Below are 25,676 nucleotides of genomic sequence, written 5' to 3' on the forward strand. Positions count from 1 at the left end.
GCACTGGACCCGCCGCATGATCGAGATCCGCAAACAGAACCCCGCCTTCGGACTCGGCTCCTACGACGAGCTGCCGTCCTCCAACCCGGCGGTGCTCGCCTTCCTCCGGGAGGCCCCGCTGACCGCGGAGGCAGGGGACGACCTGGTGCTGTGCGTCCACAACTTCTCGCGCTTCGCCCAGCCGACCGAGCTGGATCTGAGCCGGTTCAGCGGGCGGCACCCGGTGGAGCTGTTCGGCGGGGTCCGCTTCCCAGCGATCGGCGAACTGCCGTACCTGCTCACCCTCGCGGGGCACGGCTTCTACTGGTTCCGGCTGCGGCGCGAAGGCGTCTAGAGGGCCCTCGTGGGGCGGTTTTCACCGCCCCACCCGGGGCACGCATCAGTAACACCCCGACGATCCGGGGAAAGGACGTGCCACCCATGGCGGACGCGGTCACCCCTTCCGGCACCACCCGAACCAGCGGTCACCTCCTCGCTTCGCTCGATCCCCTGCTGCACGCATGGCTGCCCCGGCAGCGCTGGTTCGCCGGCAAGGGGCGCCCGGTCACCGGCTTCACCCCCGTGGCCGTCACCGAACTGCTCCCACCCGACGGCCGGCTGGGCCTCTACCATCTGCTGCTGCGCGTCCACCAGCCGTCCGCGCTGGGCGCCGAGCCGCACCCCGGAGACTGCTACCAGCTCCTCATAGGCGTGCGCGAGGCGCTGCCACCCCGGCTGGCGCCCGCGCTGATCGGACATGTGCACCACGGCCCGCTCGCCGGCCGCACGGTGTACGAGGCCCTGTACGACCCCCGGCCCGCCGAAGTGCTCCTGGAGGCCCTGCGCACCCAGGCCCGCGTCGGCGGGCTGCGCTTCGAGCGGGACCGCCGCCAGGAGATCCGCGAGGGCCTGGTGGCCCGGCTGCTGACCGCCGAGCAGTCCAACTCGTCCGTCGTCTACGGCGATACGTTCATCCTCAAGCTGCTGCGCCGGGTCGTCCCCGGCGTCAACCCCGACCTGGAACTCCCGCTGGCGCTGTCCCGCGAGGGCTGCCCCCGGGTGCCCGCGCCGACGGCCTGGCTGCAGGCCGACATCGACACGGAGCCGTATGTCCTGGCCGTGCTGCAGCCCTTCGTCAGCGGGGCGAGCGACGGCTGGGAGCTGGCGCTGCGCGAGCTGGCCAAGGGCGAGGACTTCGCCGCCGAGGCGCGAGCGCTGGGCCGGGCCACCGCCGAGGTGCACACCGCGCTCGCCCGCGCCCTGCCGACGGCCACCCTCGGCCCCGCCCAGCTGCGCACGCTGGCCGAGGGGATGACCGAGCGGCTGACGGCGGCCGTCCAGGCGGTGCCGGTGCTCGGGCCGTACGAGAGCGGACTGCGCGCGGCCTACCGGGCGCTGGCCGCCCTCGCCGGCGAGGGCCGCACCTGGACCGCCCAGCGGATACACGGCGACCTGCACCTCGGCCAGTGTCTGCGTGCCCCGTCCGGCACCTGGTCGCTGATCGACTTCGAGGGCGAGCCGGCCCGGCCACCGGCCGAACGCCGGCTGCCGCAGCCCGCGGTGCGGGACATCGCGGGCATGCTGCGCTCCTTCGACTACGCGGCCCACTCGGCGGGCGCGCCCGCGCCGGACTGGGCGCGCGCCTGCCGGGCCGCCTACTGCGACGGGTACGCGGAGGTGTCCGGCCGCGACCCGCGCACCGATCCGGTGCTGCTGCGGGCCTACGAGACCGACAAGGCGGTCTACGAGGTCGTCTACGAAGCCCGGCACCGGCCCGACTGGCTGCCCGTACCGCTCTCGGCGATCCGTCGCCTCGCCGCGTGAAGACCAGGAGGCTCGATCCGTGACGACCAAGAAGCCGGCCACCTCGCGACAGCTCCCGGGGGCCGCCCTGCCGCCCGCCGACCGCGAGCGGCTGCTGCACGGCACCCATCACGATCCGCACGCCGTGCTGGGCGCCCACCCGGGGGAAGAAGGCGTCGTCGTCCGGGTGTCGCGGCCGTACGCGCGATCCGTGACGGTCGTCGCCGGCGGGCTGCGGACCGTGCTGCACGACGACGGCGACGGGTTCTTCTCGGGGCTGCTGCCGCTGCGGGAGGTGCCGGAGTACCGGCTGCGGGTGGCGTACGAGGGGACGGTCCTGGACACCGACGACCCCTACCGCTTTCTGCCCACCCTCGGTGAGCTGGACCTGCATCTGATCGGTGAGGGCCGGCACGAGCAGCTGTGGCAGGCGCTCGGCGCGCATGTCACCACCCATCAGGGCGTACCGGGCACCCGGTTCGCGGTGTGGGCGCCGGATGCGCGGGGCGTACGGGTCACGGGCGGCTTCAGTCTGTGGGACGGCAGCGGTTTCCCGATGCGCTCGCTGGGCTCCACGGGGGTGTGGGAGCTGTTCGTGCCGGGGATCGGCGAGGGCGAGGTGTACAAGTTCGAGATCACCCGCCCGGACGGCTCGTCCACGCTGCGCGCCGATCCGCTGGCCCGCCGTACGGAGGTGCCGCCCGCGACCGCGTCGATCGTGCACGCCTCTCATCACACATGGCAGGACGCACAGTGGATGGCGCACCGCGCCGACATTCCGGTGCACGAGGCCCCGCTCTCCGTGTACGAGCTGCATCTGCCCTCCTGGCGGCCCGGCCTGACCTACCGCGATCTCGCGGAACAACTCCCGGCGTATGTCGCGGAGTTGGGCTTCACCCATGTGGAGCTGATGCCGGTCGCCGAGCATCCCTTCGGCGGCTCCTGGGGCTACCAGGTCACCGGCTTCTACGCGCCGACGGCCCGGCTCGGCACACCGGACGACTTCAAGTACCTGGTGGACCGGCTGCACCAGGCCGGGATCGGGGTGCTGATGGACTGGGTCCCGGCCCACTTCCCGCGGGACGACTGGGCGCTGGCCGAGTTCGACGGGCGCCCGCTGTACGAACACCATGATCCGCTGCGGGCCGCACACCCCGACTGGGGAACCCTGGAGTTCGACTTCGGCCGCCGCGAGGTGCGCAACTTCCTGGTCGCCAACGCCGTGTACTGGTGCGAGGAGTTCCATATCGACGGACTGCGCGTGGACGCCGTCGCCTCGATGCTCTACCTCGACTACTCGCGCGAGCCGGGCCGTTGGACACCGAACGAGCACGGCGGCCGGGAGAACCTGGACGCGGTGGCCTTCCTGCAGGAGATGAACGCCACCGTCTACCGGCGCTGCCCCGGCGTGGTCACCATCGCCGAGGAGTCCACCGCCTGGGACGGGGTCACCCGCCCCACCCACCACAGGGGCCCGAGCGGCTTCGGCGGGCTCGGTTTCGGCCTGAAGTGGAACATGGGCTGGATGCACGACTCCCTGCAGTACATCCAGCACGAGCCCGTGCACCGCACATACCACCACCACGAGATGACCTTCTCGATGGTGTACGCCTACAGCGAGAACTACGTCCTGCCCATCTCCCACGACGAGGTCGTCCACGGCAAGCGGGCCCTGGTGTCCAAGATGCCCGGCGACTGGTGGCAACGGCGCGCCAACCACCGCGCCTACCTCGGCTTCATGTGGGCCCATCCGGGCAAACAACTGTTGTTCATGGGGCAGGAGTTCGCCCAGGGCGCCGAGTGGTCGGAGGCGCACGGCCCCGACTGGTGGTTGCTCGACCCGTCCTACGGCGCCGCGGCCGACCACCGCGGTGTCCTGGATCTCGTACGGGACCTGAACACGCGGTACCGGGACACCCCGGCCCTGTGGCAGCGGGACACCGACCCGGCGGGCTTCCAGTGGATCGCCGGGGACGCCGCGGACGACAACGTCTTCGCCTTCCTGCGCCTCGACGCCGACGGCACCCCGCTCCTCGCGATCTCCCATCTGTCCCCGGTGGTCCGCCCGGACTACCGGCTCGGCGTCCCGGAGGACGTACCGGCCTGGCTGGAGGTCCTCAACACGGACGCCGGACGCTACGGCGGCAGCGGCATCACCCATCCCGACCCGGTCAAGCCGGAGCCGCAGGGGGCGCACGGCCGCCCTGCGAGCATCCGGCTCACACTGCCGCCGCTGGCGACGGTCTGGCTGCGGCCCGCGTAGGCCGACAGGGCCTGGGCCCGCGGCGGCGGGGTCAGGCCAGCGCCTTCGGCAGCTCCTCGCTGTACAGCACGCCCAGCCGCTGCGTGGCCCGGGTCAGGGCGACGTAGAGATCACTGGTGCCGTACCGGGCCGGCTCCACCACCAGGACGGAGTCGAATTCGAGGCCCTTGGCCTGGCGGGGGTCGAGCAGCACGACCGTGCGGGTCAGATCGGGCTCGGCGCCCGCCGTGACCCCGTCCAGCCGGGCGGCCAGCGAGCGGTGCAGCGCGCGCGGGGCGATGACCGCGAGCCGGCCCTCGTCCGGGGTGAGCTCGGCGACCGCCTTGGCCACGGCCTCGGGCAGTGCGCCGTCGGCCCGCCGCACCCATGGCCCCACCCCGGTGGAGCGGACCGAGCTGGGCGGCTCGAAGTCCGGGTGCTCGGCGCGGACCACGGCCGCGGCCAGCTCCATGATCTCGGCCGGGGTGCGGTAGTTGACGCCGAGCCGGGTGTGCTCCCAGCGGTCCTCGACATAGGGCGCGAGGATGTCCGCCCAGGAGCCGACGCCGGCCGCCTCGGCGGTCTGCGCGGGGTCGCCCACGAGGGTCATCGAACGGGTCGGGCTGCGCCGCATCAGCAGCCGCCACGCCATCGGCGACAGCTCCTGCGCCTCGTCCACGATGATGTGCCCGAACGCCCAGGTGCGGTCGGCCGCCGCCCGCTCGGCGGCGCTGCGGTGGTCCGCCTCCTCCTGCCGCTCGGCGAACCGCTCGGCGTCGATGATGTCGTGCGCCGACAGCACCTCCGACGCGTCCGGGTCACCGTCCTCCTTGTCCTCGAACTCATAGGTCCGGGAGGCGTACGACACATCGAGCACGCCCTGCGCGTAGGCGATCTGCGTCTCCCGCTCGCGCTCGGCACGCACCCGCGCCACCCGGTCGTCCTCGCCGAGGAGTTCGGCCGCCTCGTCCAGCAGGGGCACGTCGGCGACGGTCCAGGCACGGGTCACCGGGCGCCGTACGGCGGCGGCGTCCGCGTCGCCGAGATACCCCTGCGGCGCCGCCAGGAAGTCGGCGACGAGCCGCTGCGGGGTGATCCGGGGCCACAACCGGTCGACGGCGGACCAGACTTCGGGGTTCTCGGCGAGTTCGTCGCGGATCTGCGTGACGTCGGAGGCGTCGAGCAGGCTGCTGCCGTCGTACGGGTCGGTGCCGACGCGTTCGGCGTACAGCTCGGTGAGGGTGTTGAGGATATGGCCCTCGAAGTACTCGCGGGCCGCGTTGTGCGGCAGCTTGGCCGCGCGGGTGCGCTCACGGGCGACGTCGACGAGTCCGTCGTCGAGCATCAGCACCTCGCGGTCGTGCTCGATCGCGATCACCGGGTCGGGCAGCGCCTGCCGGTCGCGGACGACGGCGGCGAGCACCTCGGCCATGTCGGCGCGGCCCTTCACGGCGGCCGCCTCGGGGGTGTCGGTGGCGGTCGCCTTCACCCCGGGGAACAGCTCGCCGACCGTGGCCAGCAGCACACCGGTCTCACCGAGCGAGGGCAGCACCTCGCCGATGTAGCCGAGGAAGGCCGGGTTGGGTCCGACGATCAGGACGGCCCGGCGGGCCAGCAGTTCGCGGTACTCGTAGAGCAGATAGGCGGCACGGTGCAGCGCGACCGCCGTCTTCCCCGTGCCCGGGCCGCCCTCGACCACCAGCACCCCGCGGTACGGCGCCCGGATGATCTCGTCCTGCTCGGCCTGGATGGTCTGCACGATGTCGCTCATCCGGCCGGTGCGGGCCGAGTTCAGTGCGGCCAGCAGTACGGCGTCCCCGTTGTGGTCCTCGTACCCGGTGCGGGTCGCGTCGCCGAGGTCGAGGATCTCGTCGTGCAGCGAGGTCACGGTCCGGCCGTCGGTGGCGATGTGCCGACGCCGGCGCAGGCCCATCGGGGTGTGCCCGGTGGCCAGGTAGAAGGGGCGGGCGACATCGGCCCGCCAGTCGATGAGGACCGGGGTGTGCTCGGTGTCGTCCTCGCGCAGCCCGATCCGGCCGATGTGGTGGGTGGCGCCGTCGGCGAGGTCGATCCGGCCGAAGCACAGCGAGCCGTCGACGGCGTTCAGCGCGGCGAGCAGCCCCGAGCGCTCGGCGACCAGGATGTCCCGCTCCAGCCGGGCCTGCATGGGCTTGTCGCCCTGGGCGAGCGCGTCCGTGACCGAGGTCTCGGTCTCGCCGCGCAGTACGTCCACGCGTGCGTACAGTCCGTCGATGAATTCCTGCTCATGCCGCAATTCATCGTCCGGAAAATCGGTGTTTGACAATTCCGCTCCCGCCCGGATATACTCTGCTCAGTGCACTTCCTCGCGACCTGTTTCAAAACGAAGTCGCGAACCACTGAATATACGCAGAGAAATCCCCCGAGCGCAATTGCTCAGGGGATTTTTTCATGGGCGGAGCACATCACCCCAGGTCGCTACAGCACCTCGGCGTCTGCCAGCTCCTCCAGCAGCCGCCGCTTGGGCCGCGCCCCCACCATCGACCGCACCGGCTCACCGTCCCGGAAGACCATCAGGGTCGGGGTGGACAGCACGCCGTAGGCGACCGTCGTCCCCGGATTGCGGTCGACGTCGATCTGCACGACCTTCAGCCGGTCACCCTCCTCGAAGGCGATGTCCTTCAGCACGGGCACGAGCTGCCGACACGGCCCGCACCAGTCGGCCGTGAACTGCACCAGCACGGGCAGCTCCGAACCCTTCACCTCCGCCTCGAAATCGGCATCGGTGACCTGCGCCAATCCACTCGTCCCGCTCGTCACACCCATCACGAAAGCCCTCCCAGCTCGCATACGGGCTCCGGGCCCCCCGGAACCAGCGCCTCGGCGGCCAGCGCGTCCCGGGCCAGCTCGGCCCGGCGCAGCTGCCCGGCGACCGTCTCCCGCACCGCCGACAACTGCCCGATGAGCGCGTCCAACTCCCCGAGCTTGCGCCGGTAGACCAGGAGCGAGGCCGGACAGGAGTCCCCCTCCGGGTGCCCGGCCCGCAGACACTCCACAAAGGGCCGCGTCTCCTCCAGCTCGAACCCGAAGTCCTGCAACGTCCGGATCTGCTCCAGCAGCCGCAGGTCCCCCTCGTCGTACGTCCGGTACCCGTTCTCGTCCCGCCGCGCCGGCAACAGCCCACGCGCCTCGTAATACCGCAGCGCACGCGTCGTGGTCCCGGCCCGCGCGGCCAACTCACCGATTCGCATGCCTACGACGGTAGGCGTTGACGTCAGGGTCAAGGCAAGACGGGGGGGCAGCGGCGGGTGGAGCCGGGCGTCTCAAGCGTTCCTTCAAGCGCCAAGAAGCCACTTCTCCTTCTTCCCGCAACAAGATCTGCACCTTTGACGGAAATTGCGGATCATCCACCATTACGGAGCAGACCACAGAGCCACGGAACCCCATAAACTGCATTCGGGCATAGTCGTTCGGGTCGTGCAGTACGAGCCACCCAGACGGACAGGGGAGTGGCACCTCGAAGAAGTTCACAGGAAGCATCGCAGGAGGAGCCGACTTCCATACCTCGCATTCGACAGGACCGTCAACAGCAGCCTGAACACCGAAGATGAGTGAACTGCCGTCTCGATACCAGCTGCTCGACGCCGGATCCCAGTCGCTGACGTCGTCGTCACTTCCGGCATCTCGCAAGATCAAGCATCCGTGCTCGACTTTTGCCAGGAATGCAACCACAGGGCTATTAGCTACCCGTCCTTGGTGCAGATCTCGAACGCCATCGGGGTTCCGCTGGCGTCCGTGGTTGTGCGGGGAAATCCGTGGGCGTTGCCGTCGCTACTGCCGTCAGGGGCCGGGCGGCTGGCGCTGGTGCCGTTGCTCATCCCGCTGGTCACCGCGGCGTTGTCGGGCCACCGTGTACGCGGTGGGTCCGGTAAGCCCTGTCTCTGTGCCGTCGTTCATGTCCAGGACCTCGAAGCCGGCGCCCTCTGCGTAGCGTTCGAGCTCCTGGGGGAACAGGACACGCCTGCGGATCTCGTCTCGGGCCTCGTCGCCCGAGGGGAGCATCCAGTGCCGGTGCATGGTGTTGATCTGGGTCCGCAGGTCCCACGTGTGGCGGATGGTGACGGTGGCGGGGCCTCTCGGCGTGGCCACCGTGGCAGTGGTCGGCTCGCTCCGGGTGATTGGGGCGACGGGGGAACACAGCACGAGCAGCGCTCCTGGCTGGGCATGTGCCGCGAAGGTGGCGAAGACCTGGCTGATCGCCTCGTTGTCGTGCACGTAGGCGAGGCTGTTGCCCATGCAGGTCACTACGTCCATGCGCTTGCCGAGTCGTACGGTGCGCATGTCTCCGGTGCGGATGTCCACTCCCGGCCGGGCCTTGTGGGCGTAGTCGACCATGCCGGGCTGAAGGTCCACGCCGATGCACTCGAAGCGCTTAGCCAGGATCTCCAGGTCCCGGCCGGTACCGCATCCGAAGTCGACCAGGGTTTGGGCGTCCGGCCTGTGCAACTCGGTCAGGGTCTGGCACATCTCAGCGCTCGTGCTGTCGGACTGGACCACATCGTAAAGTGCCGGATCGCGGTACAGGAGGTTTGTGGCTTCCACGTGCTCGGCTTCCGTGTTGGGGCTGGTCACATGAGGCTTCGCAGCCCGACCTCCAGGGCGAGCACATCGCACAACAGATCGGGAACGACCGGGACAGCGTCGGCGTCCCTCCGCGCCTCGGCGAGAGCCTTCCCGTCAACGTAGCCGAGGTCCACCAGGATGGACTCCTTCAGCATGTCGTCCAGTACGGGCAAACCGTAGTACCGCAGTCCCTTCTCCAGGACGGCCAGGAAGTTTTCCGGCTCGGCCGGCGCGGCCACCCACTCGGGCAGCCCGGCCCGCCGGATCCGCTCGCGGAACAGCGCCTTGCCGCGTTTGTGCTCGTGCGGTAGTTGCTCCATGAACCGCACGATCCGCGGGTGCACGAGCGGGCTCACCGGCCAGACTCCCGCCCGGAGGAATCCGGGGTTGTGCATCCCGAACGCCATCAGCGTCGGCACGGGCAGCACCGGAATAGGGGCCAGGTGGTCGTTCACCTCGGCGAGCGCTCGGACAGCCTTGCTGCCGAGCCACGGCACGGGTTCCGGCGTCGGCAGTTCGGCTTGCGTCCTGGAGTGGTGGGCATTGATCTCGTCCCCGCCGCTGCCCGTGAACATGACCTCGCACCGCCAGGCGGCTGCCTGCTCGCGTACGACGTCGAACGCCTCCTGGTAGAAGGCTCCCGCCGGATCGTGCGGCTTGCGTAGGGCGCGTACGCCTCCGGGGCAGAAGGGCGGGTGCTGCATGGCGGGGGTGGCCGTGTCCCGGAAGTCGCAGTGCTCCGCGAAGGCCCGGCGTCGCTCGTTCTGTTGCCTGCCGGTGCCTCCTCCCACCAGTAGGCCGAAGCTGTGCGCCTCGGGGAAGCGGGCGGCCTTCACAGCCAGGGCAACATTCCCGGAGTCCGCGCCGCCGGACAGTTCGACGCCCACGCATCCAGTTGCTGTCGGCGCCTGGCGGATCACGTCGGTCAGCAGCTCGTCCAGAGCAGCGAGTGGATCAACACCGGGCCGCAGCGCACGCGGCTCAAGTACGTGTTCGGCGGACTTCGGATGGTGGATGCTGAGTCCCGAGGTGGTGAACGTGGCCGATGCCCGCTCGGTGAGGCGATGGACGCCTTCGAACAGCGTCTCGGACGTGTAGCGGTGCTGCCTCGTCAGCGTTCGGGTGACGACGCGCGGCACCAGGCGGTCGGCCCGTAGATGCGGTCGCAGCGTCGTAAGGTCCCATGACGCGTGCAGCTCGCCGGCCTTCTCTGTCAGGTAGAGCGGAGCTGTGCCGAAGGCGCCTGCCGCCAGGCGGGCTTGTCCGGGCTCCATGGTGAGTTCGACGAAGTCGGCCTCGTCCCGCTTGCACTCCTTCACTCGGACTCGTACGCGCGGTGCCTGGTCGTCGTTGACCTCCATGACCAGCGTGGACACGTTGGCGGGTTCGATCCAACTCTCGCCGTTGATCCAACGGCCGCCCTGCGACCTCCATTTGGGATCCTGGAGATCGGTCAGACGCAAACGCATCGTCAGCATGTCGTCCCTTTCCGATGTCCTGCGGCGGGGCGGGGCCGCGAACGGCCCGCCCCGCCTGGTGTCAGCCCTGGATCACTTGCTGCAGTGGTCGCCGTTGTTGTCGCCGCCGCCCGGCATCTTGTCGAACAGCGCGGCCTCGACGGTCGGGACGCCGGCGATCAGGTCGCCGGTGAACAGTTCGTCCACGTTCATCGCTTTCTCCCTTACGGTTTTCAGTGGACTCCGCGGCTGATGCTGCGGAGTTGGACCCGTCCGGCTGCCGAACCCTTGCGAAGAAGGCAGCCGGACGGGGTGCCCGCCGCTTCGAGCGGTGGGCCCTCCCTCGTCATAGGCGGGGAGCCTGGACGCGTGACGGGGAGGAGTCAGGTGGGTGTGGATGCGGCGGCCATGCCCGAGACGAAGCCGACCGATCCCGAGATGGTCAGGATCAGGAGCGGTCCGGCGTAGCGGCCTACGACTGCGGCCAGCCCCTTCACAGTCGCTCTCCACGGCTGCGCTCGTTGACCTCGCGTACTGCGGCGCTCAACTTCTCCCCGTCCTCGGGCGTGGTGCGGCGGTGCTGCGGGCAGCGGCATGGCGGGAACCGATTCGAACCTGGCGGCAGATCCACGCCCTCGTATGTGTCGATCCTCAACACCCCGTCCGTGCCCAGCTCCTCGGTCATTCGGGCCAGGCGGGCCCGTGCTTCGCTTCTCATCCATCAGTCCCTCAGACGACGGCTGCGGCGAGGTCTCGCCGTTTCCCTGCTGTCTCTACGCAACCGTGTGACCACGCACAGCGGTACCTTTTGCGCAGCAGCAGGACTTGAAAGCCTTGAAAGTTGGCAAAGGCGCGGGGAGTTGAGGGCATGGCCAAGCGTGAACCGAACGTGGCACTTGGGCGCCTGCTCGCCGAAAGCCGCTGGACCCACCGCCAGTTCGCGCGGGCGGTGAACCGCGTCGGCACCGAGACCGGCACTCCCCTACGCTACGACGAGTCGGCAGTGAGCCACTGGCTCAGCGGCACGGTCCCCCGCGGTGCGGTGCGTGCATGCATCCTCGAAGCCCTCGCCCGCCGCCTCGGCCGACCGGTCACCCATGGCGAAGCCGGTCTGCCGGTTCCACGCGACCGCTCCTCCGCGGCTGCGGATACGGTGGAAGGGGTGATCGACCTGGGGAGGCTGGATATGGACCCGTCCCGCCGCAGTGTCCTGGGTGCTGGCCTGTTCTCCGTGGCCGTCACCGTTCCCGGCTGGCCTGATGTGGTCGGGCGTGCCGATGCCGTCCAGTCGGGCCGCGCCACACGCATCGGCATGAACGAAGTGGACATGGTCATCGCCATGACCGAGCGTGTCTCAGAACTGGACGACGAGTCCGGCGGCCGTCACGCACGCCCCATGGCTGCCTCGTTCATGGTCAACACTGTGGCCTCCTACCTGCGTGCCGACGCACCCGAGGACGTGCGCAAGTCGATGCTGTCCGCCGCCTCGGATCTGCTCTATCTGACCGGCTACATGGCCGTGGACGAAGGGCTGCACGGTCTCGCGCAGCGCTACTACGTCAAGGCTTTGGAACTGGCGGGCGCGGCTGAGGATCACCTGACGTACTGCACCACCCTGCGGGGGATGAGCGTCCAGGCGGTCGACCTCCGCCACGGGGCGAAGGCCATGGAGTTGGCCGATGCCGCTGCCGCCGCCTCCCCGATGGCCGGCCCCCGCATGCTGGCCTTCCTCTCCGGTCAGCAGGCTCATGCCGCCGCGCAGACCGGCGACCGTACTGGCGCGCTGCGCTACATCCGGGAGGCCGAGGCGGCCATGGACCGTGCTGAGTCGCGTGGCAAGGCGTTCGGCTCGTACGACCCCTCTTCGCTCAATTATCACGTCAGCCAGGTACGTTACGAACTCGGCGACAGGTCCGGAGCCGTCGAAGCCATGCAACAGGCCGACCGGCTCCGCCCCAGCGTTTACCAACGCACGCGAGTACACCGTCGTGGTCTGCTGGCGGAGCGGCAGCTGGAACTCGGCCACCTGGAAGCGGCCTGCACCACCTGGCACCAGGCTCTCGACGACTACCCCAAGGTGCAGTCCGGCCGCGCCGACGACCGCGTGAAGTCGATGTTCGGCCTCTTGCGCCCTCACCTGAAGAACGCGGCGGCCCGCGACCTGTATGAGCGAGCACGGACAATCGCACCACCGTCGCTGGTCGCCTGATCTTCGCCCCGACTTCAAGCTCAGCCACAGAAAGTCAGCCACGACGGCGGGCATGCCGACCGATCACCCGCCACGTGTGTCTCACTCAACCCCGTACCGACTTCAGCCCAGTTATCTCCATCGTCACGACCCTCAGCCAGGCAGCAATCATGGGCGTCCGGGACGGCGCGAGCCGGCCCGTCGGCCTCTCGGGTGCCCTGCTGGTCTGAAGTGACCCGACCGTCACCTACCTGGACGCCGAATCAGCCGTGGCCGTCCCCGATCCCACCAGCAACGCCGACCCCGCTCCCCTGATCCTCAACACCGGCGCCGCCCCCAACGACGACGACCCCGGCGACCACATCAACCTCACCGCCGACGCCTACCGAGCCATCACCGGCGCCATCGACCTGACCACGCTCGGACCCGCCGCCTGAAACTCCCCGAACACACACTGCGCCCCCGCAGGCCTACGGCCACGCGGGGGCGCTTCCCACTACTCCGGTCTATTCCTAGACGGCCACCCCGGCCGACTCCTCGACCTCCATGAGCGAGGCGCTGTGCCGCTCCTCCTCGAATTTCCTCCGTCCGCCCCGCAGCCCGAACAGACGCTTCGCGAGGGCGATATAGAGCACCGCGAGGATGTTCAGGACCAGGGTGACGATCTTCAGATAGCTGACCTTCTCGGTGAGTTCGTAGATCTCCAGCGGAAGGAACGCGGCCGTCGCGACCACCGTCAGATATTCGGCCCAGCGCTTGGCGTACCAGAGACCGCCCGCCTCGACCAGCTCTATCAGCGCGTAGGCGAGCAGCAGCGCGGCCACCAGCAACAGCGTGGAGTGCTTGTAGCCGAACGCCTTCTGGATGGAGCCGACGACCGGTGAGTGGTCGAGGTCGTAGTGGAAATGCCGGAACACCGGCCGGAAGACGTCCAGGTTCTCGTTGAACAACCGGCGTACCGAGTCCTGGCTGTTGCTGAACTTCCACACCGCCACAGCGACGAGGACGATGAACACGCCGCGCACCGCCCGCTCGATCGCCAGGAAGCGCAGGATGAACAGATCCCGCAGCACCTTTCCGCGCGGCACCAGCGGCGCGTCGTCCGCCGGCCCCGAGCCGTGCGGCTCCCCGAGCACGAAGTCACCACAGCGCAGACAACGCCACACGTCCCCGAGCGCGGTCTCGGCATGCAGCCGCAGCCGCAGGCGGGGGTCATCGGGCGCGTAGGTCACATGCCCCTTCTTCGCGCACGTCCGCCGGTCCCAGTCGATCTTCATCCCCCGCGCCTCCATACACGTACTGACTCACAGGTACTGACGCCACGCACGAACGTGCCGTTCCGAATGATCCGGACCGGCACGTTAGTGGATGGATGCGCGAAGTGCTCAGCCGGCGGTGCTGTCCGCCAGTTCCTTCTCCTCGGTCTTCACCTCGGCTGCGGCCTTTTCACGGCGTGGCAGCAGAACGGCCACGAGGATCGTGCCGGTTCCGAGGATCACCGCGCCGACCAGGCTGGTGTGGGCGACGGCGTCGGAGAAGGAGGAGCCGACCGCGTGGGCCATCTGGCGGGCGCCGGCGGCGAGTTCGGCGGCCTGCTGCTTGAGCTGGGCGGCCTGCTGGGGGTTCGTGGCGTGTGCCGCCTGCGCGGCCAGCTGGTGCGCCTTCTCTCCGATGCCCTGCGCGACGGCGTATCCGGCGCCGACCGAGTCCTGTGCCGTGTCGAGGGCGCTGGCCGGGAGCTTGCTGCCGGCCGTCGCGTCGGTCAGGTGGTTGCCGTACGAGGTGGCGAGCAGCGAGCCGAGGATGGCGATGCCGAGCGATCCGCCCAGTTCCAGCGAGGTGTCGTTGACCGCGCCGCCGACGCCCAGTTCGGACTCGGGGAAGGCGCCCATGATCGCGTCGGTGCAGGGCGAGAGGGCGAGGCCGATGGCGAGGCCCAGGATGATCAGGGGGGCGAGGAAGTCGCCGTACGTCGAGCCGGCGTCGACCCGGGTGAGCAGGGCGAGGGCGGTGGTGCCGCCGACCATGCCCGCGGTGACGGTCCACTTCATGCCGACGCGCGGGGTCAGGAAGCCGGTCAGGGCCGAGCCGACGAAGACCGCGCCGGCCAGCGGCAGCATGCGGACGCCGGTCTCCAGGGCGTCGTAGCCGAGGACGAACTGCAGGTGCTGGGTGAGGTAGTAGAAGGCGCCGAAGACGGCGAGGAAGAACAGGGCGACGGCGAGGTTGGAGCCCGCGAAGCGGCGGTCGGCGAAGCGGCGGACGTCCAGGATCGGGCGGGGGTGGCGCAGCTCCCAGAGGACGAAGGCGACGAGGCCCGCGCCGGCGACGATCGCCGCCGTGATCGCCTTCGCGTTCCAGCCGAAGTGCGGCCCCTCGATGATCATGTAGATCAGCGAGCCGGTCCAGATCACCGAGAGCAGTCCGCCGACATAGTCGATGCGGTCGTGGTGACCGGCCTTGGACGGCGGGATGAGGGCGAGGGCGGCGACGATCGCCACGGCCGCGATGGGCACGTTGATCAGGAAGGTCGAGGACCAGCCGTGGTCGCGCAGCAGCGCGCCGGCGACGACCGGCCCGGCGGCGATGGCGAGTCCGGCGGTGGCGGTCCACAGCACGATCGCCTTCGCCCGCTCGGCACGCGGGAAGGTCGCGGCGAGCAGGGAGAGCGTGGCGGGCATGATCAGGGCCGCGCCGACACCCATGACGGCGCGGGCCGCGATGACGGTGGCCGCGCTGTCGGCGAGGTAGCCGAAGACGGCGCCGCCGCCGAAGACGACGAGGCCGAGGACGAGGGCGCCGCGCCGGCTGTACTTGTCGCCTATCGCGCCGAGCAGCAGCATCAGCGCCGCGTAGGGGACGGTGTAGCCGTCGATCACCCACTGCAGGTCGGCGCTGGAGAGCCCGAGGTCCTTCGTCATGTCGGGCGCGGCCACGGTGAGGGCGGTGTTGGCCATCACGATGATCAGCAGGCTCAGGCAGAGCACGAGCAGTGCCCACCAGCGCCGGGCGTAGGGGCGCTCCATCTTCTCGACCGGTTCGGTCATGACGAGTCGCATGGCAGGGGTCGCCTTCCTCGGGTGCGCGACAGAACTTGCACAGTGGCGTGCAATTGCACAACCATGTGCAATGTACGCCGTTGCACAAGCATGTGCAACTTGCGAGAGGACGTGCAGAATGGGCGCCATGACCACGGGTAACATCAGCCGCGCCGGCACCAACCGGCGCCGCATCCTCGACGTCGCCCTCGCCGAGCTGCTGCGCGATCCCGACGCCTCCATGGACCAGATCGCGCGCGCCGCGGGCGTCGTACGACGGACGGTGTACGGCCATTTCCCCAGCCGTGAGGCGCTGATCAGCACCCTCGTCGACGGCGCGGTGGAGGCGCTGGCGGACGCCGACGCGCGGGCGCGGGAGGGCGTGACGGATCCCGCGGAGTCGGTGGCGCGCTCGGTGCTGGCGCTCTGGGAGATCGCCGACCGCTATCGGCTGCTGGTGGCCCTGGCCCAGCGCACGGTCACCGTCCAGGGCATCCGCGAACGCCTCGCCCCGCTGCGCGCCAACAAGGCCGAGCTGCTCCGGCAGGGTCTGACACAGGGCGTGTTCCACTCACCGCTGCCCCCGGCGGCGCTGGCATATGTGCACGAGCAGCTGCTGTTCGCGGTGATGGAGGCGGTGAACGACGGCCTTCTCGCGGCCGAGGAGGCGGGCCGCTCGGCCACGGTCACGGTCCTGACCGCTGCGGGCATGCCCGCCGGGCCGGCCACGGCCCTGGTCGCCAGGGTGAGTGAGGAGAGGGGCACAGAGGGGCGCACGGAAGGGCGCGTAGAAGGCGCGTAGAAGGAGGCGCAGAAGGGGGCGTAGAAGTAGAGCGGCGCAGAAGACGCTGGATGCCGAACATGCCGGATGTCCGGCCCCGGTTCAGGCGGGGCCGGACATCCGGTGTCTTGCGCGGGTCAGGCCTTGGCCAGCTCCTTCTCCCTGGGTTCGGGGGCCTCGGTGACGCCCGCCTGGTTCTCGTCCAGCAGCGTGGTCTCGTCGAAGGGCAGCTCACCGGCGAGCACCCGGCGCACCCGGTCCTTGTCGATCTCCTTCGTCCAGGTGCCGACCAGCACCGTGGCGACGGCGTTGCCCGCGAAGTTCGTCAGCGCGCGCGCCTCGCTCATGAAGCGGTCGATGCCGACGATCAGACCCACGCCGTCCACCAGCGCCGGCTTGTGCGACTGCAGTCCGCCGGCCAGGGTGGCGAGGCCCGCGCCGCTGACGCCCGCCGCGCCCTTGGACGCCAGCAGCAGGAACAGCAGCAGCGGGATCTGCTCGCCCAGCGACATCGGCGTACCGAGCGCGTCCGCGATGTACAGCGAGGCCATGGTCATGTAGATCATGGTGCCGTCGAGGTTGAAGGAGTAACCGGTCGGCACGGTGATGCCGACGACCGGCTTGCTGACGCCCAGGTGCTCCATCTTCGCGATCAGCCGCGGCAGCGCGGACTCGGAGGACGAGGTGGACAGGATCAGCAGGAACTCGCGTGCCAGGTACTTGCACAGGGCGAAGATGTTCAGGCCCGCGACGATCCGCAGCACCGCGCCGAGCACGACGAAGACGAACAGGACGCAGGTGACGTAGAAGCCGAGCATGAGCACGACGAGGCTCTTCAGCGCGTTCAGGCCGGCCGAGCCGGTCACGGCCGCGATCGCGCCGAACGCGCCGACCGGCGCGGCCCACATGACCATGGACAGGATGCGGAAGACGAGCCGCTGGATGTGCTCGACGCCGCGCAGCACCGGCTGTCCGGCCGGGCCCATGGCCTGCAGCGCGAACCCGGCGAGCAGGGCCACCAGCAGCGTCTGGAGGACCGACTCCCCGGTGAAGGCGGAGACGAAGGTGGTCGGGATGATCGACAGCACGAAGGCGACGGGCCCCAGCGCCTTCTTGTCCACCTGGGCGTGACCGGTCTGCCGGAGCGCGTCGGTCACATGCAGCCCGTCACCGGGGTGCAGCACATTGCCCACGAGGAGCCCGATGGCGAGCGCGACGAGCGACATGACGAGGAAGTAGCCAAGGGCGATTCCGCCGACGGTCCCGACCTTCGTGGCCTTCCGTACCGACCCGATGCCGATCACGATCGTGCAGAAGATGATCGGCGAGATCATCATCTTGATCAGGCTTACAAAGCCGGCACCGAGCGGTTTCAGCTGGACCGCGGCGTCGGGCCAGATGAGTCCCACGGCGATGCCGAGCGCGACCGCCACGATGACGGCGATGTACAGATAGTGGGTCCGGTCCCGTTTCACACGGGGTGCGGCAGGTGCCGTATCGGGGGTGCTGGCGGCCACGGCTGCCCTCCTTGACGTCTTCGTCGGCATCACCGGCGTGCGGCTCACGTCCGGGCGTTGTGGGGGATGCGGTGACTATCTCCCGCCCTGTGAGGGCGGTCACCCTTCCGTTCATTTAGTTCACGCTTAACCGACGGGACATACGAGGAGGCACACTGCTGCCATGCGCGTCCCCCGTCTCCCCCGGCCCCGCAGCCTGGCCGGCCAGCTGTTCGCCATGCAGGCCGTGCTGATCGCGCTGGTCGTGGCCGGGTACGCGCTGTTCACCTACGTCAGCGACCAGCACCAGGCCGAGGACGCCGCGGTCCGCCAGGTCACCGCGGTGGCCCGCTCGATCGCGGACGCCCCCTCGGTCCGCTCGGCGATCCACACCTCCGACCCCTCGGCCGCGCTGGAGCCGTACGCCCTGCAGGTCGCACGGGACGCGGACGTCGACTTCGTCACGATCATGAACACGGACGGGATCCGCTGGACCCACCCCGACCCCCGTCAGATCGGCAAACGCTTCCTCGGCCGCATCGGCCCCGCCCTGCACGGCCACACCTTCACCGAGACCTACACCGGGACCCTCGGCCCCTCCGTCCGCGCGGTCACCCCGGTCGAGGAGAACGGCCGGGTCATCGGCCTGGTCAGCGCCGGCATCAAGGTGCAGGAGATCAGCGCCCGGGTCCAGGACCAGGTCACCGCGCTGCTCGGGGTGGCCGGCGGGACCCTGCTGCTGGGCGCGGTCGGCACGTACGTCGTCAACGCCCGGCTGCGCCGCCACACCCACGGTATGAACGCCGCCGAGCTGAGCCGGATGCACGACTACCACCAGGCGGCGCTGCACGCGGTCCGCGAGGGCCTGCTGATGCTGGACGGGCAGTACAGGGTGGCGCTGATCAACGACGGCGGCCGGGAGCTGCTGGGCGTCGGCGCCGAGGACGACGTCATCGGCCGCTCGGTCGCCGGGCTCGGTCTGCCGGCCCCGCTGACCGGCGCGCTGCTGTCCTCGCAGCCCCGGGTGGACGAGGTCCATCTGACGGCGTCCCGGGTACTGGTGGTGAACACCTCGCCGGTGTCGGGAGGAGAGCAGCGGGGCACGGTGGCGACCCTGCGCGACGTGACCGAACTGCAGTCCCTGATGGGTGAGTTGGACTCCGAGCGCGGCTTCACCCAGGCCCTGCGCTCACAGGCGCACGAGGCGGCGAACCGGCTCCACACGGTGGTGTCGCTGATCGAGCTGGGCCGGGCCGAGGAGGCGGTGGCCTTCGCCACGGCCGAGCTGGAGCTGGCCCAGGCCCTGACCGACCGGGTGGTCGCGGCGGTCGGCGAGCCGGTGCTCGCGGCCCTGCTGCTCGGCAAGACGGCCCAGGCCAACGAGCGGGGCGTGGAACTGGTGGTCTCCCCGGACAGCCGCCTCGACGACGGTGTGCTCCCCGCGGACCTGGCCGCACGGGACCTCGTCACCATCCTCGGCAACCTGATCGACAACGCGGTGGACGCGGCGCAGGGCAGCACGGGGGCGCGGGTGACGGTGACGGCGTACGCCTCGGCGACCGAGCTGGTGCTGCGGGTGTCCGACACCGGACCCGGGGTCGACGCGGCCCATGCGGACCTGGTATTCCAGCGGGGGTTCTCGACGAAGCCGGCCGGGCCCGGCGGCCGGGGCCTCGGGCTGGCCCTGGTCCGGCAGGCGGTGACCCGCCACGAGGGCACATTGACGGTGGCGGAGTCCGACGAGGACGGCGAGGGCGGAGCGATGTTCGAGGTGCGGTTGCCGCTGCGCCCGGCGGTGGGTGACGGCAGATGACTCGGGACCAGCAGCCGATCCGGGTCCTCGTGGTCGAGGACGACCCGGTGGCCGCCGACGCCCATGTGATGTACGTCGACCGGGTGCCCGGCTTCGTCGCGGTCGGCAAGGCGCACACGGGCGCCCAGGCGCGCCGCGTCCTGGACCGTACGGCCGTGGATCTGCTGCTGCTGGATCTGCATCTGCCCGACGTGCACGGTCTGCAGTTCGCCCGCTCGCTGCGTGCGGCCGGCCATCACGCGGACGTCATAGCGGTCACCTCGGCCCGCGATCTGACGATGGTGCGCGAGGGCGTCTCGCTGGGCGTCGTCCAGTACGTGCTGAAGCCCTTCACGTTCGCCACGCTCCGCGACCGCCTCATCCGCTACGCCGAGTTCCACGCGGCGGCAGGCGAGGCGAGCGGCCAGGACGAGGTCGACCGCGCGCTGGCCACCCTGCGGGCACCGACGCCCGCGGCCCTGCCGAAAGGGCTGAGCGGGCCAACCCTGGAGCGGGTGACGTCGGCTCTGCGAGAGGCGGAGGCGGGGCTCACGGCGGCGGGGCTGGCGGAGGCGGTAGGCATCTCGCGGATCACCGCACGCCGTTACCTGGAACACCTGGTGGAAGCAGGCCGCGCCGACCGGAACCCGCTGTATGGGCAGGTGGGCCGGCCGGAGCTGGTGTATCGATGGGTCCGAGGCCGTTAGCCGGGCTTCTCGTCGAGTTCGTCGGCCAGGGCGAGGACCTCGTAGGCCTTGGTGATGGCCTCGTGCCCCTCGTCGTAGGCGCCGGCGAGGTTGAAGGCGTCGCACGCCTCCGCGTAACAGACGTGGGCCTCTTCCAGGGCGTTTGCAACCTCAAAGACGCGCCCCAGGAGGGTGAGTACCTTGCCGAGCCGGTACCGGCTCTTTCGTTCGTCGAAGACCTCCGCGGCCGTGACCAACGCCTCGATCGCCTCCTCGACGCGCTCCAGCTCCAGCAGCGCCATACCGAGGAGGTGCAACGCCACCCCGCTGTTCTCCCGGTCACCGGTCGCCTCGAACAGCTCGAAGGCGCGACGGTGCGCGTCGACGGACTCCTCCTTCCTCCCGAGCGCGAAGAGGGCGGTGCCCATGCGATTCCAGACCTGCGCCTCCCCGTTGCGCTTCCCCGCGGCCTGGAACATGCCGAGAGCGCGGCGCAGCGCAAGGATTCCCTCCTCCGGCCGGCCCGCCGCCACGAGGGCGAAGCCCAGCTCGACCCACACGCCCGGCTCGCGGTCGTCACCTCCGAGCAGCTGATACAGGTCGCGTGCGGCGGTGAGCACCTCGATCGCGTCGTCCGGCCGGCCGACCGCCGTCAGGAAGTTGCCGAGGTGTTCGCTTGCGACGGCCGCGCCCAAGGGGTTTCCGGTGCGAAACGCGGCCTCCCGCGCCGCGCCGATCACCGTGATCCCGTCATCGTAGGAACGACGTTCGTACAGGTACACGGACAGGGACTGGGCCAACACCCCCGCCAGGTCGGCGAACCGGTCCTCCCCGGCCCACTGCACCGCGGCCACCAACGCCGGTCTCTCCGCCTCCAGCCAGTCCAGCGCCTCGGCATGGTCGGCGAAGCTCTCCGGCTCGCTGTCCCCCGGCAGCCGTCGGATCCAGTCGTCGGCCGCGCCCGCCCGGCGGCAGTAGAACCCCAGCAGCTGCTCCCGGGCGGCTGCCGCCTCCTCCCGCAGGTCCGCGTCCGCCGCGACCACGCCCATGCCGAAGGCCCGCGTCAGGTCGTGCATCCGCCACCGGCCGGGCCGGCCGGCGCGCTCCAGAAGATGCGCACGGGCGAGGACGTGCACCTCCGGCGGCGTGGTCCCCTCGGTTCCGGCCAGCGCGGCGGCCGCCTCCTCGCTCAGCTCGAACGCCGGCGCGACGGAGAGCAGCCTCAGCAGACGCGCGGGGTCGGCGGGCAGCCGGCGGTAGGACAGCTCGAAGGCGGCGCGGACGCTGCGCTCGCCGTCGTCGAGCGGGGCGAGCCGGTCATGTGCGCCGGCCAGCTCGTCGGCGAGGTCGGCGACCGGCCTGCCGGGATCCCCGGCGAGCAGCGCCGCGGTGATCTGCAGGGCCAGCGGCAGGTGTCCGCAGAGCCGGGCGAGACGCGCCACCGCCTCGGCCTCCCCGGTGACACGGCGGTCGTCCGGGTCCGCGTTGCTCAGCGCCCGGTCCAGGAGCCGGTACGACTCCTCGGGTGTGAGTTCTCCCAACGGAACCAGTCTCGCGCCGAGTTGGGTGATCCTGTGCCGCGAGGTGACGAGGATCCGGTGTCGGGGGGTGTCGCCCGGCAGCAGGGGCCGTACCTGCTCCGCGGAGGAGGCGTTGTCGGCGAGGATCAGCAGACCGTCCCGTTCGGCCAGCAACGACCGGAACAGCGCGGCCCTGGCGTCCGCCGGGCCGGGGATGTGCTCCGGATCCGCACCGAGCGCCCGCAGCAGCGACTGGAGCGCCTGCTCGGGGGTGACCGGAGCGTCGTCGTACCCGTGCAGGTCCACGAAGAGCGCGCCGCCCGGGAACCACCCCGCCCTACGGGCCAGGTGCGCCGCCTTCACGGCCAGCGCGGTCTTGCCGATGCCGCCCAGCCCGGACACGGCGGCGACGAGTACGGCCCGCCGGGCCTCGGATCCGGAGGGGTCCAGGGCGGCGAGCAGCTTGGCCAGTTCCTCGTCCCGGCCCACGAATCCGGCCTCCGCGAGGGGTAACGCGTCCAACGCGGTCGGCGCGGGTGCTCGATGCCGGTACTCCACCTTCCCGATGACCGGCCCGTGGAACTGCCCGCCCCGGAAGTCGATGTGATCGCTCACCCGACCGCACTCCCCGCTCCGAACGGCACGGCGTACCGGACGATGCACGCCCCCAGCCCCACGACCGCGACCGCCTCCATCACGGACAGGACGATCAGCCCGGCCGAGACGGCACCGCCCGCCCAGTACACGACGAGCGCGCCCGACGGCACGACGCAGAAGGCGAGGAGGTCCACCACACACTGCACGGCCTTCCGGGAGAGGCGCCGCTCGTCCGTGCGGTGTGCGACCTCCCAGGCGAAGACCTCATCCCCCTCGGCCTGAGCCAGCACGGCGAGCCGGGGCCCCAACTCCGCCCGCACATAAGCACCGATCGCCGAGATCTTGTGGTCGTTGACCAGATAGGTCCACCCGAGCACGACGCACACCGGCGGCAACGCCAGCAGCATCGCCGGCTGCTTGGCCTGGGCGGCGGCGGCGATCACGGCGGCCACCACGGTGAGGGTGACGTACAGCAGATTGTCCCGGAACCCGATCCGTGTCTTCTGCTCGTCCTTGAGTGTCTGGTACTCGGTGAGCAGCAACTGCCCTACGGTGACGTCTCGTTCCGGCACTCCGACCCCTTCCCCCGGCAGTATTTTAGGAGTGTGCCGGAGACAAAGCCCACTGTTCTGGTCCTGACCGCGCTCGCGTTGGAGTACGCGGCCGTGCGCCCGCACATCGAGGACCGCGAGGAACGTGTCCATCACAACGGGACGCGTGTCGAAATCGGCAGACTGCCCGACAGTCCCTGGCAGGTCGCGATCAGCGAGCTGGGGGTGGGCGCCGAGCGGGCCGCGGCACTGGCCACGCAGCTCATCGAGTGGTTGCGGCCACAAGCCGTGTTCTTCGTGGGCGTCGCCGGCAGCCTGAAGAACGACATCGGCATCGGTGACGTGGTGGTCGGCACCCAGGTCTACGAGATCCACGGCGGGAAGCAGACGAGCGAGGGCTTCAAGGTCCGGCCCAAGGCCCTGCCCAGCTCGCACGCGCTGGAGCAGGCGGCCCGTTCAGCGGCACGGGACCTGGATGACGTGGAGGTGCACTTCGCACCGATCGCCACGGGTGACGTGGTGCTGGCCGACTCCGGGTCCGACATCGCGCGCTTCATCGAGTCGCACTACAACGACGCCGGGGCGATCGAGATGGAGGGGTCGGGAGCGGCCAACGCGGCGCGATTCAGCGGTCAGTCGGACGCACTCGTCATCCGGGGTGTCAGCGACCACGCGAACGCGGGCAAGTCGCTGGCCGACGCCGGCGGCTCACAGAAACTGGCGGCGGCACAGGCGGCCTCGGTGACGGTGGCGGTGCTGCGCAAGCACCTCCCTCGCGGCAGGGGTTCCGCCGACTCCGAGGAGGGGCCCCAAGAACACCACGGGGGTGACCACCTCGACTTCCGGGACGGCACCTTCTACGGGACCGTCATCGGCAAGCAGACCGGAAACCGGTAGAGCCACCATCCACGGCCCGGTCCCACGCGCGAGTGCCACGCTGCCGCCCCGTCCGCTGGGCTTCACCGGCCGCTCGGAGGAGCTGGACCGATTGCTCCCGCACCTCGCGCCGGGTGGGGCCGATCCGAGAGTGCTCCCGCTCCTCATCTTCGCCGTCACCGGCATGGGTGGCATCGGCAAGACCGCGCTGGCGGTGGAGGCGGCACATCCGGGCGCATGCGGAGGGCTGGTTCCCGGGCGGGACGCTGTTCGTGGACCTGCGGGGGTACGACGATGATCCGGTCACGGCCGATCAGGCGGTGCCGGCGCTGCTCGACGCGCTCGGGGTGCGGGGTGAGGATCTGCCGCCGGCGGCGGAGCGGCAGTACGACGCGTACCGCACGCTGCTCGCCGCACGCCGCACGCCGGGACCGGATGCTGCTGATCCTGGACAACGCGTCGGATCCGTCCCAGTACCTGCCGCTGATGCCCGGTACAGATCGCCATCGCGTGCTCATCACCTCGCGGGACCGTCCTGATGCGCTTCCGGTACGGCTCATCGACCTTGAGACGCTTGATCCTGACGACTCGGTCGCTCTGGTGACGCGTGCGTTGCAGAACACTGACGAGCGCGACGAACGCGCACGGTGCGAGCCGGACGCACTGTGCGAACTTGTCGACCTGTGCGGTCACTTGCCGCTGGCGCTCCAGATTACGGCGGGTATGCTGCGGCGGCGTCGGCATCGGGACATCGCCTCGCTGGTGGCCGAGATCCGCGGCACCGGTGACCCGATCGCTGTCCTGGACCAGGGCAGCCCGGGCACGGACCTGTACGGGCGGTCACTGGTCCTGCGCCCTGTGCTGGAGACGTCGTATCGCCGACTGCCGCATGACCAGGCCCTATTGCTGCGCCTGCGGTGTCTGGCGGGGAGTGCGGAGACGGCGACGGAGACAGTCGCGGCCCTGGCCGATGTTGACGCGGAGGCCGTGCTGTCGCCGCTTGAGGACTTGGCTGCAGCGCACCTCGTGACCCCGGTACGCCTCACCGGCGAACCGGGGTCGGCCGTGCGGTGGCGGGTGCATGACCTGGTGCGGGGGTTCGGAGCGGGCGTGGTGGCGGAAGATACGGCGCTGTGGGAGGAGGGGGAGGCTGCGCGGGAGCGGGTACTGGAGTTCTACTGCCAGTGGGCAGCCGTGGCTGATCACCGCTTGCGGTGGCTGCCGGGAATGGCGGAGCCGGAGCGGTTCGGGGATCGCGCGCAGGCGTTGGCGTGGCTGGACGGGGAGCGGGCGGGCCTGGTGACGGCAGTGGCGTGGGCGCAGGAGCGGCGGTTCGCGGGCGCGGCGGTGCGACTGGCTTGGTCTTTGCGGGAGTACCTCTCTTGGCGTCGGTATTTCGATGACTGGATCGCAGTCATGGAGGCCACACGGGAGGCCACCCACCGCGCCGCAGACCGCCTGGGCGAGGCGACGGCGTCGGACAGCCTCGGTATAGCCCTGCGGCAGACAGGGCGGGCGGAGGAGGCGATCGACGCCCACACCTGCGCCCGCGACCTGCTGCAGGCCGCCGGAGACCGCTACTACGAGGCCATGACCTGGACCAACCTCGGCAACGCCCTGCGGAAAGCGGGCCGGGCGCAGGAGGCTATCGAGGCGCACGGCACGTCACTGGCGATCTTCCAGGAGTTGGAGGCCTGGTACAGCGAAGGGATGACCCTTTACAACCTGGCCATCGCCCATGAGGCCGCTTGCCACCCTGCCGAAGCCCGCACCTTCTACCTCCAGTCCGCCGATGCATTCACTCGCGCCAACGCCCCCGCAGAAGCTGTAGGCGAGTGTCTCGGGGGAGGGCGGTGGCGTCTGCGGTGCATCGAGGGAGGTGGGGCAGGCCGATACGGTGACGGGTGTGGACACGGACGACTCCTTCCCGCCCCTCCCCAGGGCACGAGAGTGCGGGCAGGCTCGCACGATGCACTTCCGACGACGCCGTACCGTAAGCCCGGCGTAACCCAATTGCACGCACACGCATTGACCTGACGAGACCACGGCTCATACCTTCACACGGCAA

Annotated in this window: 20 protein-coding genes and 1 pseudogene; 10 read left to right on the plus strand and 11 right to left on the minus strand. The window is 70.3% G+C overall.

The features are described from left to right. The 3 genes from IE277_RS31020 to glgB all read left to right on the plus strand — a co-directional run. A partial coding sequence (locus IE277_RS31020; protein ID WP_189957030.1) for an alpha-glucosidase C-terminal domain-containing protein occupies positions 1 to 334 on the plus strand: 334 nt, incomplete at its 5' end. A gap of 86 nt (positions 335 to 420) precedes the next feature. Continuing rightward, entirely contained in the window at positions 421 to 1,803 is a 1,383-nt protein-coding gene (locus tag IE277_RS31025; protein WP_189957031.1) for a maltokinase N-terminal cap-like domain-containing protein, read from the plus strand. A 19-nt stretch (positions 1,804 to 1,822) separates the two neighbouring features. Beyond that, positions 1,823 to 4,045, plus strand: a complete 2,223-nt coding sequence (glgB, locus tag IE277_RS31030) for a 1,4-alpha-glucan branching enzyme (RefSeq protein ID WP_229882101.1) — start codon at positions 1,823 to 1,825, stop codon at positions 4,043 to 4,045. 31 nt (positions 4,046 to 4,076) lie between these two features. On the opposite strand, the gene IE277_RS31035 is transcribed toward glgB, so the two are convergent. The 6 genes from IE277_RS31035 to IE277_RS31060 form a co-directional block, all read right to left on the minus strand. Further along, on the minus strand, positions 4,077 to 6,299 hold the full coding sequence (locus IE277_RS31035) for a HelD family protein (RefSeq protein WP_189957129.1): 2,223 nt from the start codon (positions 6,297 to 6,299) through the stop codon (positions 4,077 to 4,079). Positions 6,300 to 6,481: 182 nt separating this feature from the next. After that, entirely contained in the window at positions 6,482 to 6,802 is a 321-nt protein-coding gene (locus tag IE277_RS31040; RefSeq protein ID WP_189957130.1) for a thioredoxin family protein, read from the minus strand. 26 nt (positions 6,803 to 6,828) lie between these two features. Next, positions 6,829 to 7,254, minus strand: a complete 426-nt coding sequence (locus tag IE277_RS31045; protein WP_189957032.1) for a MerR family transcriptional regulator — start codon at positions 7,252 to 7,254, stop codon at positions 6,829 to 6,831. Positions 7,255 to 7,843: 589 nt separating this feature from the next. Then, complete coding sequence (locus tag IE277_RS31050; protein ID WP_189957033.1) at positions 7,844 to 8,635, minus strand: class I SAM-dependent methyltransferase; 792 nt, start codon at positions 8,633 to 8,635, stop codon at positions 7,844 to 7,846. Then, a complete protein-coding gene (locus tag IE277_RS31055) occupies positions 8,632 to 10,104 on the minus strand; it encodes an asparagine synthase-related protein (protein WP_189957034.1) in 1,473 nt (490 codons plus the stop codon). The genes IE277_RS31050 and IE277_RS31055 overlap by 4 nt, the downstream gene beginning before the upstream one ends. A 472-nt stretch (positions 10,105 to 10,576) precedes the next feature. Beyond that, positions 10,577 to 10,801 (minus strand): hypothetical protein, encoded by a 225-nt coding sequence (locus tag IE277_RS31060; protein WP_229882102.1) that lies wholly within the window; start codon positions 10,799 to 10,801, stop codon positions 10,577 to 10,579. A gap of 150 nt (positions 10,802 to 10,951) precedes the next feature. Between IE277_RS31060 and IE277_RS31065 the strand changes: the two genes are divergently transcribed. Both IE277_RS31065 and IE277_RS31070 read left to right on the plus strand, forming a co-directional pair. Beyond that, positions 10,952 to 12,292, plus strand: a complete 1,341-nt coding sequence (locus tag IE277_RS31065; protein ID WP_189957035.1) for an NsdA family TPR-like regulatory protein — start codon at positions 10,952 to 10,954, stop codon at positions 12,290 to 12,292. A gap of 248 nt (positions 12,293 to 12,540) precedes the next feature. Further along, positions 12,541 to 12,708 carry a hypothetical protein gene (locus tag IE277_RS31070; RefSeq protein ID WP_189957036.1) on the plus strand — a complete coding sequence of 56 codons (168 nt, stop codon included), beginning with the start codon at positions 12,541 to 12,543 and terminating at the stop codon, positions 12,706 to 12,708. A 75-nt stretch (positions 12,709 to 12,783) separates the two neighbouring features. Here the strand turns inward: IE277_RS31070 and IE277_RS31075 are convergent, their stop codons facing one another. Together IE277_RS31075 and IE277_RS31080 are read right to left on the minus strand one after the other, a co-directional pair. After that, on the minus strand, positions 12,784 to 13,548 hold the full coding sequence (locus IE277_RS31075; protein WP_189957037.1) for a DUF2127 domain-containing protein: 765 nt from the start codon (positions 13,546 to 13,548) through the stop codon (positions 12,784 to 12,786). Between the two features lie 108 nt (positions 13,549 to 13,656). Next, entirely contained in the window at positions 13,657 to 15,330 is a 1,674-nt protein-coding gene (locus IE277_RS31080) for an MFS transporter (RefSeq protein ID WP_189957038.1), read from the minus strand. A 118-nt stretch (positions 15,331 to 15,448) separates the two neighbouring features. On the opposite strand from IE277_RS31080, the gene IE277_RS31085 reads away from it, so the two are divergent. Further along, complete coding sequence (locus IE277_RS31085; RefSeq protein WP_189957039.1) at positions 15,449 to 16,111, plus strand: TetR/AcrR family transcriptional regulator; 663 nt, start codon at positions 15,449 to 15,451, stop codon at positions 16,109 to 16,111. A 116-nt stretch (positions 16,112 to 16,227) separates the two neighbouring features. On the opposite strand, the gene IE277_RS31090 is transcribed toward IE277_RS31085, so the two are convergent. Next, positions 16,228 to 17,637 carry a cation:dicarboxylate symporter family transporter gene (locus IE277_RS31090; protein WP_189957132.1) on the minus strand — a complete coding sequence of 470 codons (1,410 nt, stop codon included), beginning with the start codon at positions 17,635 to 17,637 and terminating at the stop codon, positions 16,228 to 16,230. Positions 17,638 to 17,770: 133 nt separating this feature from the next. On the opposite strand from IE277_RS31090, the gene IE277_RS31095 reads away from it, so the two are divergent. Together IE277_RS31095 and IE277_RS31100 are read left to right on the plus strand one after the other, a co-directional pair. Continuing rightward, on the plus strand, positions 17,771 to 19,399 hold the full coding sequence (locus tag IE277_RS31095) for an ATP-binding protein (RefSeq protein ID WP_189957040.1): 1,629 nt from the start codon (positions 17,771 to 17,773) through the stop codon (positions 19,397 to 19,399). Continuing rightward, the gene (locus IE277_RS31100) at positions 19,396 to 20,085 is read left to right on the plus strand and encodes a response regulator (protein ID WP_189957041.1); all 690 of its coding nucleotides are present in this window, start codon (positions 19,396 to 19,398) and stop codon (positions 20,083 to 20,085) included. Before IE277_RS31095 ends, IE277_RS31100 begins: the two co-directional genes overlap by 4 nt. Here the strand turns inward: IE277_RS31100 and IE277_RS31105 are convergent. Then, positions 20,082 to 22,199: an ATP-binding protein gene (locus IE277_RS31105; protein WP_229882103.1), complete on the minus strand. Its 2,118-nt coding sequence runs from the start codon at positions 22,197 to 22,199 to the stop codon at positions 20,082 to 20,084. The genes IE277_RS31100 and IE277_RS31105 overlap by 4 nt on opposite strands. After that, on the minus strand, positions 22,196 to 22,753 hold the full coding sequence (locus tag IE277_RS31110) for a hypothetical protein (protein ID WP_229882104.1): 558 nt from the start codon (positions 22,751 to 22,753) through the stop codon (positions 22,196 to 22,198). Before IE277_RS31110 ends, IE277_RS31105 begins: the two co-directional genes overlap by 4 nt. Positions 22,754 to 22,786: 33 nt before the next feature. Between IE277_RS31110 and IE277_RS31115 the strand changes: the two genes are divergently transcribed. After that, positions 22,787 to 23,629 (plus strand): 5'-methylthioadenosine/S-adenosylhomocysteine nucleosidase family protein, encoded by an 843-nt coding sequence (locus tag IE277_RS31115; RefSeq protein ID WP_189957042.1) that lies wholly within the window; start codon positions 22,787 to 22,789, stop codon positions 23,627 to 23,629. Positions 23,630 to 23,792: 163 nt separating this feature from the next. Next, positions 23,793 to 25,645, plus strand: a pseudogene (locus IE277_RS31120) (tetratricopeptide repeat protein). Positions 25,646 to 25,676: the final 31 nt, after the last annotated feature.

The organism is Streptomyces alanosinicus, assembly GCF_014650595.1.
GTDB lineage: Bacteria > Actinomycetota > Actinomycetes > Streptomycetales > Streptomycetaceae > Streptomyces > Streptomyces alanosinicus.

Coding starts and splice junctions, on each gene's coding strand:
- IE277_RS31080 (WP_189957038.1), bottom strand. CDS start 15,330: ATGCGACTCGTCATGACCGAACCGGTCGAGAAGATGGAGCGCCCCTAC.
- IE277_RS31090 (WP_189957132.1), bottom strand. CDS start 17,637: ATGCCGACGAAGACGTCAAGGAGGGCAGCCGTGGCCGCCAGCACCCCC.
- IE277_RS31055 (WP_189957034.1), bottom strand. CDS start 10,104: ATGCTGACGATGCGTTTGCGTCTGACCGATCTCCAGGATCCCAAATGG.
- IE277_RS31060 (WP_229882102.1), bottom strand. CDS start 10,801: ATGAGAAGCGAAGCACGGGCCCGCCTGGCCCGAATGACCGAGGAGCTG.
- IE277_RS31025 (WP_189957031.1), top strand. CDS start 421: ATGGCGGACGCGGTCACCCCTTCCGGCACCACCCGAACCAGCGGTCAC.
- IE277_RS31085 (WP_189957039.1), top strand. CDS start 15,449: ATGGGCGCCATGACCACGGGTAACATCAGCCGCGCCGGCACCAACCGG.
- IE277_RS31095 (WP_189957040.1), top strand. CDS start 17,771: ATGCGCGTCCCCCGTCTCCCCCGGCCCCGCAGCCTGGCCGGCCAGCTG.
- IE277_RS31045 (WP_189957032.1), bottom strand. CDS start 7,254: ATGCGAATCGGTGAGTTGGCCGCGCGGGCCGGGACCACGACGCGTGCG.
- IE277_RS31065 (WP_189957035.1), top strand. CDS start 10,952: ATGGCCAAGCGTGAACCGAACGTGGCACTTGGGCGCCTGCTCGCCGAA.
- IE277_RS31100 (WP_189957041.1), top strand. CDS start 19,396: ATGACTCGGGACCAGCAGCCGATCCGGGTCCTCGTGGTCGAGGACGAC.
- IE277_RS31075 (WP_189957037.1), bottom strand. CDS start 13,548: ATGAAGATCGACTGGGACCGGCGGACGTGCGCGAAGAAGGGGCATGTG.